Source organism: Planktosalinus sp. (genome assembly GCF_059864935.1).
This window is the reverse complement of the sequence record NZ_JCBCCK010000432.1, coordinates 1-3,685: the sequence shown is the minus strand read 5'-3', so window position 1 is coordinate 3,685 and position 3,685 is coordinate 1. Positions and strand designations below refer to the sequence as shown.

Here is a 3,685-nt window from a genome sequence, read left to right as displayed (position 1 = left end):
AAAAAAGGATCGGGCGAGCCACATGTCAGAAAAGTAGCAACAATTTCTTGGGATCAGATTAGAACGATCGCAGAAGACAAAATGCAAGACCTTAATGCTTTTACGATTGAATCTGCCATGAAAATGGTTGCCGGTACGGCAAGATCAATGGGTGTTAAAGTAAGAGGTAATGCGCCTTTTTAACCTGATAATTACAAAAAAATAATGGCAAAATTAACAAAAAAGCAAAAGGACGCTCAAGCAAAAGTTGAGGCTAATAAAGCCTACTCACTTGCTGAAGCATCTGCTTTAGTAAAAGAGATTACTACTGTAAACTTTGATGCCTCTGTAGATTTAGCTGTGAGTCTAAATGTTGACCCACGAAAAGCTAATCAAATGGTAAGAGGTGTAGTTACCCTTCCTCACGGAACCGGTAAAGACGTTAAAGTTTTAGCACTGGTAACTCCAGATAAAGAAGCCGAAGCAAAAGAAGCGGGTGCTGATTTTGTGGGCTTAGACGAGTACCTCGATAAAATTAAAGGAGGATGGACAGATGTCGATGTTATTGTAACTATGCCAAGTGTAATGGGTAAGTTGGGTCCTTTAGGACGTGTCTTAGGACCACGCGGTTTGATGCCAAACCCCAAAACAGGTACAGTTACTATGGATATCGCTAAAGCTGTTTCAGATATCAAATCCGGTAAAATTGATTTTAAAGTTGATAAATACGGAATTGTACACGCTGCAATTGGAAAAGCATCTTTTGATGCCGAAAAAATTGCCGGAAACGCAAAGGAATTATTAACAACACTGGTAAAGTTAAAGCCCTCTGTGACCAAGGGTGTTTATATCAAGAGCATTCACTTGTCAAGCACTATGAGTCCCGGAGTTCCAATCGATGCTAAACGTTTTACTGAGTAGTAAATACTTTATATTATGACAAGAGAAGAAAAAGCAAAAGCTATAGAAGTTTTAACTACCCAGTTAGCAGAGAATTCAAATATCTACTTAACAGATATTTCAGGACTGAATGCACTTACTACCTCAAACCTGAGACGTGCGTGCTTCAAGGCCGGAATCAAACTGACAGTTGTTAAAAATACCCTGCTTGCAAAAGCAATGGACACCTCAGACAGGGATTTTGGAGATTTAAAAACCATTTTAAAAGGTAACACCTCTCTAATGTTTTCTGAAACCGGAAATGCTCCAGCAAAAGTGATCAAAGAATTTCGCAAAAAATCAGAAAAACCCGTTCTTAAAGGTGCTTTTATTGAAGAAGCGGTTTACATTGGCGACAACCTGCTGGATGACCTTGTAAACATCAAATCTCGTGATGAGATGATAGGCGAAGTGATAGGGTTACTTCAATCTCCTGCTAAAAATGTTGTTTCAGCACTTAAATCAGGTGGCGGAAAACTTGCAGGAATTATCAAAACGCTATCTGAAAGAGAAGGATAGTAAATTTTCAAACAACGAATATTCAATTATTAAATATTAAAATTAAATTATTAAAACGATAGAAAATGGCAGATTTAAAAGATTTCGCAGAACAATTAGTTAACTTAACTGTAAAAGAAGTTAATGAGTTAGCTACAATCCTTAAAGAAGAGTATGGCATCGAGCCTGCTGCTGCAGCTGTTGCTGTTGCTGCTGGTGGAGGTGCTGCTGCAGAAGCTGCAGAAGAGAAAACTGAATTTGACGTAGTGTTGAAGGCAGCCGGTGCTTCTAAGCTTGCAGTTGTTAAACTTGTTAAGGAACTTACAGGTCTAGGTCTTAAAGAAGCAAAAGAAATGGTTGATGGTGCACCAAACACGATCAAAGAAGCTGTTTCTAAAGACGAGGCAGACAGCTTAAAAGCTTCTCTTGAAGAGGCTGGAGCTGAAGTAGAGCTTAAGTAATACATCCCCCGAAAACTCGGGGAAATTACCCTAAGGTTTAGGTTGTTAAGGTGCAAAAATGCACCTTAACAGCTCTAAACCATTTTGCGTAAAAAACAGTTTTGTTTAAAAATTACGCCAAACAACTTTTTATTTTAATTAAAATTCATTCCATTAATGTCAGCAACTCAAACTGAAAGATTGAATTTTTCCTCTGTGAAGAATAAGCCGGAATATCCCGATTTCCTGGACATTCAAATAAAATCCTTCCAGGATTTTTTCCAGTTGGAAACAAAAACAGACGAAAGAGGAAATGAAGGACTTTACAAAACCTTCATGGAAAACTTCCCAATTACTGATACTCGTAACCAATTTGTACTTGAATTTTTAGACTACTTTGTAGATCCACCAAGATACTCCATTCAAGAGTGTATTGAACGCGGACTTACATATAGTGTGCCTTTAAAAGCAAGACTAAAATTGTATTGTACAGACCCTGAGCACGAGGACTTTGAAACCATTGTTCAGGACGTGTATTTGGGTACCATTCCTTATATGACACCCAGTGGTACATTTTGTATCAACGGTGCAGAGCGTGTGGTTGTTTCTCAGTTGCACCGATCTCCCGGTGTTTTCTTCGGGCAATCTTTTCACGCAAACGGAACCAAACTTTACTCGGCCAGAGTAATTCCTTTCAAAGGTTCCTGGATTGAATTTGCTACCGATATCAACAGCGTAATGTATGCTTATATCGATAGAAAGAAAAAATTACCTGTCACTACTCTTTTCAGAGCCATTGGTTTTGAAAGGGATAAAGACATCCTTGAAATCTTTGACCTTGCTGAAGAAGTAAAAGCGTCAAAAACAGGATTGAAAAAATACTTAGGCAGAAAACTTGCTGCACGTGTTCTTAAAACATGGCACGAAGACTTCGTTGACGAAGATACAGGCGAGGTTGTTTCTATCGAAAGAAATGAAATCGTTTTAGACCGTGATACCGTTCTTGAAAAAGAACACGTTGAGGAAATTCTTGATTCAGGTTCTAAAACGATCCTGCTTCACAAAGAAGACAATCAATCGGCAGATTATGCCATCATTCACAACACGCTTCAAAAAGATCCAACAAACTCTGAAAAAGAAGCTGTTGAACACATTTACCGTCAGTTGCGAAATGCTGAACCACCCGATGAGGAAACAGCTCGTGGAATCATCCATAAGTTGTTCTTTAGTGACCAGCGTTACAACCTGGGTGAGGTAGGTCGTTACAGAATGAACAAAAAACTTGGTTTAGACATTGCTATGGATAAGCAGGTTTTAACCAAAGAAGATATAATCACCATCATCAAATATCTGATTGAGTTAATCAACTCAAAAGCAGAAATTGATGATATTGATCACTTATCAAACAGACGTGTTAGAACTGTTGGTGAACAACTTTCACAACAGTTTGGTGTTGGTCTTGCCCGTATGGCTAGAACCATTCGTGAGCGTATGAACGTGAGAGACAATGAAGTGTTTACACCCATTGATCTGATAAATGCCAAGACATTATCTTCGGTAATCAACTCTTTCTTTGGCACCAACCAGCTTTCACAGTTTATGGACCAAACCAACCCCATAGCTGAAATTACGCATAAGCGTAGATTTTCTGCACTTGGGCCAGGTGGTTTGTCGCGTGAAAGAGCAGGTTTTGAAGTGCGAGACGTTCACTATACTCACTATGGAAGACTTTGCCCCATTGAAACTCCTGAAGGACCAAACATTGGTTTGATTTCTTCTATGGGGGTATTCGCAAGGGTAAACAATTTAGGATTCCTTGAAACGCCATA

General features: G+C 38.9%; 5 protein-coding genes. All 5 read left to right on the top strand.

What is annotated here, in order from left to right:
* Positions 1-183 (top strand): uL11 family ribosomal protein (locus AC6F75_RS12995; protein WP_500715520.1); only part of this gene is annotated, 183 nt, incomplete at its 5' end.
* Between the two features lie 21 nt (positions 184-204).
* Entirely contained in the window at positions 205-900 is a 696-nt protein-coding gene (rplA, locus tag AC6F75_RS12990) for a 50S ribosomal protein L1 (RefSeq protein WP_500715519.1), read from the top strand.
* A 15-nt stretch (positions 901-915) separates the two neighbouring features.
* The gene (gene rplJ, locus AC6F75_RS12985; protein ID WP_500715518.1) at positions 916-1,437 is read left to right on the top strand and encodes a 50S ribosomal protein L10; all 522 of its coding nucleotides are present in this window, start codon (positions 916-918) and stop codon (positions 1,435-1,437) included.
* Between the two features lie 65 nt (positions 1,438-1,502).
* Positions 1,503-1,877, top strand: a complete 375-nt coding sequence (rplL, locus tag AC6F75_RS12980) for a 50S ribosomal protein L7/L12 (RefSeq protein WP_500715517.1) — start codon at positions 1,503-1,505, stop codon at positions 1,875-1,877.
* A 156-nt stretch (positions 1,878-2,033) separates the two neighbouring features.
* Positions 2,034-3,685: RNA polymerDNA-directed RNA polymerase subunit B (locus AC6F75_RS12975; protein ID WP_500715516.1), on the top strand; the 1,652-nt coding region annotated here is incomplete at its 3' end.